This is a genomic window from Streptomyces sp. NH27 (assembly GCF_056859195.1).
Genome location: NZ_JACEGK010000498.1, coordinates 1 through 6,013, shown reverse-complemented (window position 1 = coordinate 6,013; position 6,013 = coordinate 1). Strand labels below are relative to the sequence as shown.

Below are 6,013 nucleotides of genomic sequence, written 5' to 3'. Positions count from 1 at the left end.
GCCGCCACCGGGGAGACGGTACGGCTGTGACCGCCCCGAAGAGGTGGTCCCGTCGTCGGCGGAACTTGCGGTTCGGGGTGGGCGGCTGGGGGTAACTCCCTTCCGCTCCTTGGGTGTTGCCGTGCTTCCGTGAACGGGGCCACCCCGGAGGGTCAGGGGCACCGCACCTACGCCCCCTTGAACTCCTGGCGCTGGCGGCCCAATCCGTCGATGCTCAGCTCGACCACGTCCCCGGGCTTGAGGTACGGCTTCGGCTCGGGCTGGCCGAGCGCCACCCCGGCAGGGGTACCCGTGTTGATCACGTCCCCGGGGTAGAGCGTCATGAACTGGCTGAGGTAGCACACCACTTCGGCCACCGGGAAGATCTGACTCGCGGTCGAGCCGTCCTGCCTCAACTCGCCGTTCACCCAGAGCTTCAGCGGCAGCGCCTGCGGGTCCGGCACCTCGTCCGCGGTGACCAGCCAGGGGCCGAGCGGGTTGAACGTCTCGCAGTTCTTGCCCTTGTCCCACTGCCCGCCGCGCTCGATCTGGAAGGCCCGCTCGGACACGTCGTGCGCCACCGCGTACCCCGCGACGGCCGCCATCGCCTCCTCGTGCGAGGCGGCGTACCGCAGTTCGCGCCCGATGACCACCGCCAACTCCACCTCCCAGTCGGTCTTCTCGCTGCCGCGCGGCACCAGCACGGTGTCGTCGGGACCGACCACGGTGTCCGGCGCCTTCATGAACACCACGGGCTCGGAGGGCGGTTGGGCGCCCGTCTCCTCGGCATGGTCGTGGTAGTTCAGCCCGATGCAGACGATCTTGCCGATGGCGGCCAGCGGCGGGCCGATCCGCTCCGCGGGGTCCAGCGCGGGCAACGTGCCCTCGGCCTCCGCCGCGGCGATCCGCGCGAGTGCGGCCGGGTCGGCGAGCAGCGCTCCGTCGATCTCGGGCACGATCCCACTGAGGTCCCGCGGAACGCCTTCGCGGTCCAGCAGGGCCGGGCGCTCCGCCCCGGCGGGTCCGACACGCAACAGCTTCACAGGTGCACTCCATACGTGGTTCGGGGTTCACCGACCCCCTGGAGGGCGCCTCCGGCGGGGGGACGGGCCACCCTGCCCTTGCCAGGTCATCGGATGTCTCCCCCGATCCTCCCCGCGAAGAGCCCGAACCGTCAACGTCCTGCGGCGCCCTATTCCGACCGGCTCGTCCGGCTATGCGCCGTTGCGCTCGCGGCTCGTCCCCGGCCAACGGCCGCCGGCCTGCTGGGAGGTGACCGTCCTGCCGCGAAAACAGCCGCACCGGCCCAAGGGCGCCCCGGGGGGTCAGCGGCGCCCCCACCGGGACCTTTCGGGGATAGCCGAAGAGGCACGACACCCCCACCACGGAGCCGTGATCATCGGACCAGGGGCCGCTCGCAGACAGGGAGCCGGCCCGTCAACGGAGGGAAGAACACCATGCGAAGGATCGCGAAGGCCGCGACCGCACTCGTCTTCACGGCCGCGGTGGCGGCGACCACCGCCGGCACCAGCAGCGCCCAGGCCGCGGGCAGCACCGTGGAGGGCTGCAAGTACGGCTACGTCTGCATCTACCCGGAGAACGCCGGCTGGAACGACGGCCACCCGTCGCTGACGTACTACACGTACGGCGCCCACAACCTGAGCAACCAGTTCGGCAACCACATCGTCTACAACAACCAGACCGGCAGCGCGACCATGCGCACCTGCACCGGCTCCAACGGCACCGGCTGCCAGGGCTACCTCAACGCGAACACGTACATGGTCAAGGACCTCACCCCGATCAACTCGATCACCCTGGAGCCCTGACCCGACCGGCGGGGAGCAGGCCCGGCCTCCATGTGCTGGCCGGTCCTACTCCCCGCCACGCAGCAGCGCCGTACCGAGCGGGGCCAGCGTGTGCACCACGCTCCCGCCCCGCCGCCGGCTCATCACCAGCCCCGCCTCGCGCAGCGCGCTGACGTGACCGCTGGCGGTGGCCGCCGACACGGCGAGCCGCACCGCGAGTTCCCCGGTTGTCGCGCTCGGCGCGAGGGCGAGCAGGACGCGGGCACGGGTGCGCCCCAGCAGCGTGGCCAGCGCCCGCGCCCGATGCCCGCCGGGTCCGTCGTGTCCGCCCGATCCACCGTTCGCACCGTGCCGCGCCGAAGCCGCACCGTCCGCCGGATAGACCAGCACCTGCGGCAGCCGCGGATCGGCCAGCGCGACCGGCATCCGGTGGCAGAACCGGGAGGGCACCAGCCGCAACCCGCGGCCACCGAGGTGGAGTTCGCGGTGCACCGGGTAGACGACGGTGAGCGTCGGCGGCTCCCAACGCGCGTACGGCACCAGCGACGCGAGCAGCCCGTGCACCCCGCCGTCCCGCAGCGCCCGTGCGCGTACCGCGCGGTCGGACTCGACCAGCGCCTCCGTCGCACTCCAGCCCGGCACGATCATCGTCCGGTACAACCGGCCCACCGCGTCGGCGAATTCGGCCAGCGCGGCACGGTCGCCGCGAGCGATGTCCCGGCACCAGGGGTACACGGTCCTGCACCGGAACGTACGGGCCATCTCGTCGGCGAGGACGCCGCTGGGGGTGCCCCGCAGCGCGTCCAACCCGTCGGCGATCCCGCCCGCCGAAGCGCCCGGCGTGAGAAAGTCCGGGAAGTAGCCGGCCCGGGCCGGGGCCAGGGTCTGCACCGCGCGCAGCGCCCCCTCCAACCGTGCGCCGCCCAGCTCCGCGCGGGCCCGCTGCCGCCAGTCCGCGAACGTCGCGTGGCCGCCGCGTGCGGTCGCCGACAACTGCTGTGCGCCCAGCAGGGTTTCCCAGAGCGGGTCCAGCCCGCTCGCCACCTCGACCCGTGCGATGTCGCGGTCGGTGAAGTGAATCCGAAGCATGCGTTTCCTCGACGCCCTCCGGTGCCCGCGGCGCCCCCGTACGTACGCCGCGCTCCCGTAGCCCGGAGCGACGGCCCCCACGATGGCCTGCCGGCCGGGCCGACGAAAGAGCGAATCACGCCAAACGTTTCAATCGCGAGCAAAACGGATTATCGCTTCGGCCCCACTCTGCGCCATCGCGGTTCCGCCCGTGGGGAACGCCAGGTGATGCAGACCGATCATGCCGGCCGCCGCCGCGATCTCCCCCGTACTCTTCGCCGGCGTCCCGGTCACTGCATGGTCCGGCCGGTTACTGACGCCCTGGGGAGTAGCTAAGCTGGCGCGGTTGCGGCCCCGACGTGCCGTGCGTGCCTGACGAGGGGACGGACATGACCGGTTACGAGGACAGACTGGTGGCCATGCTCGCCGGCCTCCGCGGGAACGAGGCCATCACGCTGTACGACGCGAAGGAGGGCCCCCTTGCTACCTGGCTCACCGGGCCCGAGCACGCGCTTGAGGTCATCAGGAAGTTCGCGGGCCTGACCCTCGCCCCGTCCATGGCCGGCAACTTCCACCGGTACGACGGCCTCAGCTGCTACTGGAGGGCGACCGAGGACACCACCATCGGCGGCGAGCTAGGGCTCAACCATCTGGTGAACGTCTGCGTGGGCTCGGTTCCCCACACGGTATCCGAAGCGGACTGGCCGGCGTCGGCGCGCGAACCCTACGAACTGGTTGCCCACATTTCCGAAGTCGGCGGCCCGGAGGTCGAGGAGGGCGAGTACCTCGAACTCCTCGTCCACGGCTTCGACGGCACAGCTCAGACCGGGGACGGCGCGATCGCCGGGTTCAGGGCCGAGGACGACGTCGTCCTCGACGCGTCCGGGCACCCTGAGATCTGGTACTCCGTCAACACCTCACACACCCTCGTACGCCTCGACCTCAGCTATCCCGAGTACCTGGAGACGCTGCTGCTCACCCGGGGCCTGCACGGTTGGCAGTACCTCTTCGCCGATCCGCACGACCCCGGCTTCCCAGAGTACTTCCACCTGGACATCGGCCCCCACCTCGACTTCATCGCGCGGGCCTTCCCCCACGACGACTTCTCCGCGCTGCGGGCCCGGTACGAGGCTTTCACCCGAGCCCGCAAGGACGACTGACCGAGCTCACGACCCGCCGCGGTCCGACGCGGTCCGGCGCGGGAAGGACGCGCGGAGCAGCGCGTAGAGGGTGTCCGAGGTGCGGGATACGGTTGCGTCGCATGCCAGTGATCACTGACCTCGATGCCATGCTGCGCCGACCGGCCTTCTGGTCCGCCTACTACGGCGGAAGTATTGCGGACACCGAGGACGAGGACGGCGCGGTCTTTCTCGGCCGCGTGCTGGGCGCCGATCCCGGGGCAGTGGTCCGGCGCGATCGGGGTGACCGACGAATGGGTGGTCGGTACCACCTGCCGCCGGCCATCGAAGACAGGGACCGCCGGCCCGGAGTGGCAGTACGCCATGGTGGGTGTCGACCGCGGCCGCCGAAAGATCGCCTGGACCTTCACGGCACCCGGGCGTCTCGCCTCGCACGGCGTGGTCCTCGACGGTCGGACGGCCTACTCGGTGGGCTATGACGACCGCGACGCCACGCTCTACGCGGTCGACCTCACGAGTGGGGCTCGGCGGTGGCACTATCCGTTGGGCCGCTCCACCTGCCTACCAGTCGTCGCGGATGGAACGGTGTACGTCTCGACCACTGATGGAGCGCTGCTGGCCCTGGCCGGCCCATCGGGCAACTGACGCCCCCCTTGCCCACGTTGGTCCCTCGACCGGCAGAACAGGGGCACCCGGGGGTCAGCCGCCCGGATGCCCCTGTTCTGTCGGGGGCGCCCGGGGGGTTCAGCCGCCCGCCACGCGGGAGATCGCGTAGATGACAAGCCCGGCCATCGCGCCGACGACGGTCCCGTTGATCCGGATGAACTGGAGGTCGCGCCCCACGTGCGCCTCGATCTTGCGGGAGGTCTGCTCCGCGTCCCACCCGGCGACGGTCTCGCTGATGAGCGAGGTGATCTCGTCACGATAGGTGGTGACGAGATAGGTCGCCGCGTCCTCCAGCCACCCATCGACCTTGGCCTGGAGCCGCGCATCGCCACTCAACCGTGCACCGAGCGCCAGCAGGGACGTCCGCGCCCGCCGCCGCAACTCGCTGCGCTCGTCATCAGCCGCGGCCACCACCATCGCCCGTACCGAACCCCACGTGCTGGCGATGAGATCCTGCACCTCGCTGCGCGCCAGCAGATCCCTCTTGAGCCGCTCCACCCGCGCCCGGATGTCCGGGTCGGACTGGAGTTCGGCCGCGAAGTCCCCGAGGAAACGGTCGACCGCGCCACGCGCCGGATGCCCCGGGGAGTCCCGCATCTCCGTGACGAACCGCAGCAACTCCTTGTAGACGCGCTCACCGATCCTGCGGTCCACGAACCTCGGCGTCCAGCCGGGCGCCCCGCCCTGCACGGCCACCATCACGGAGTCGCCGTGCTCCACCAGCCAGTCGTGGGCGCGTACGCACACCAGGTCCACCAGCCGCTTGTGGCCGCCGTCGGCGACGATCCGCTCCAGCAGCTTGCCGAGGCCCGGGCCGATCTCCTGTGCCTCGGCCCGCCGGGTGATCGCCTCGCCGACGACCGCCTGCACATCGGAGTCGCGCAGCACCCGCAGCGCGCCGCGCAGCGCGGCCGCCGCCTGCTCGGTGACCTTGTCGGCGTTGGCCGGTTCGGCCAGCCAGTTGCCCAGCCGCGCCCCGATGCCGACCGTGCGCAGCCGGGTCCGTACGACGTCGGCGGAGAGGAAGTTCTCCCCGACGAAGTCGCCGAGGCTCTCACCCAGCGCGTCCTTCTTCGTCGGGATGATCGCGGTGTGCGGGATCGGCAGGCCCAGCGGGCGGCGGAAGAGCGCGGTGACCGCGAACCAGTCCGCGAGCGCACCCACCATGCCCGCCTCGGCGGCCGCCGCCACGTAGCCCGCCCAGCCGCCCTCGCCGTGCGCACCGGCCAACTTCGCCAGGCCGTACACCACGGTCGCGACCAGCAGGAAGCCGGTCGCGATCAGCTTCACCCGGCGTACGCCGGCCCGCCGCGCCTCGTCCGGGTCGGCGCCCGGACCCGCCCCCGGGCCGCCCCC

Annotated in this window: 6 protein-coding genes; 3 read left to right on the top strand and 3 right to left on the bottom strand. The window is 71.6% G+C overall.

The features are described from left to right. Positions 1 to 167: 167 nt before the first annotated feature. The gene (locus AC13HU_RS30340; RefSeq protein WP_483045177.1) at positions 168 to 1,022 is read right to left on the bottom strand and encodes a fumarylacetoacetate hydrolase family protein; all 855 of its coding nucleotides are present in this window, start codon (positions 1,020 to 1,022) and stop codon (positions 168 to 170) included. 414 nt (positions 1,023 to 1,436) lie between these two features. On the opposite strand from AC13HU_RS30340, the gene AC13HU_RS30335 reads away from it, so the two are divergent. Then, positions 1,437 to 1,805 carry a hypothetical protein gene (locus AC13HU_RS30335; protein ID WP_483045176.1) on the top strand — a complete coding sequence of 123 codons (369 nt, stop codon included), beginning with the start codon at positions 1,437 to 1,439 and terminating at the stop codon, positions 1,803 to 1,805. 45 nt (positions 1,806 to 1,850) lie between these two features. Here the strand turns inward: AC13HU_RS30335 and AC13HU_RS30330 are convergent, their stop codons facing one another. Beyond that, on the bottom strand, positions 1,851 to 2,873 hold the full coding sequence (locus AC13HU_RS30330; RefSeq protein WP_483045175.1) for an ArsR/SmtB family transcription factor: 1,023 nt from the start codon (positions 2,871 to 2,873) through the stop codon (positions 1,851 to 1,853). Between the two features lie 368 nt (positions 2,874 to 3,241). On the opposite strand from AC13HU_RS30330, the gene AC13HU_RS30325 reads away from it, so the two are divergent. Both AC13HU_RS30325 and AC13HU_RS30320 read left to right on the top strand, forming a co-directional pair. Further along, a complete protein-coding gene (locus AC13HU_RS30325; RefSeq protein WP_483045174.1) occupies positions 3,242 to 4,012 on the top strand; it encodes a hypothetical protein in 771 nt (256 codons plus the stop codon). A 261-nt stretch (positions 4,013 to 4,273) separates the two neighbouring features. Next, complete coding sequence (locus AC13HU_RS30320) at positions 4,274 to 4,636, top strand: outer membrane protein assembly factor BamB family protein (protein WP_483045173.1); 363 nt, start codon at positions 4,274 to 4,276, stop codon at positions 4,634 to 4,636. A 99-nt stretch (positions 4,637 to 4,735) separates the two neighbouring features. Here the strand turns inward: AC13HU_RS30320 and AC13HU_RS30315 are convergent. Beyond that, positions 4,736 to 6,013 (bottom strand): DUF445 domain-containing protein (locus tag AC13HU_RS30315; protein ID WP_483045172.1); only part of this gene is annotated, 1,278 nt, incomplete at its 5' end.

Excerpts from the sequence above, each read along its gene's own strand:
- AC13HU_RS30325 (WP_483045174.1), top strand. The coding sequence starts at position 3,242 with ATGACCGGTTACGAGGACAGACTGGTGGCCATGCTCGCCGGCCTCCGC.
- AC13HU_RS30330 (WP_483045175.1), bottom strand. The coding sequence starts at position 2,873 with ATGCTTCGGATTCACTTCACCGACCGCGACATCGCACGGGTCGAGGTG.
- AC13HU_RS30335 (WP_483045176.1), top strand. The coding sequence starts at position 1,437 with ATGCGAAGGATCGCGAAGGCCGCGACCGCACTCGTCTTCACGGCCGCG.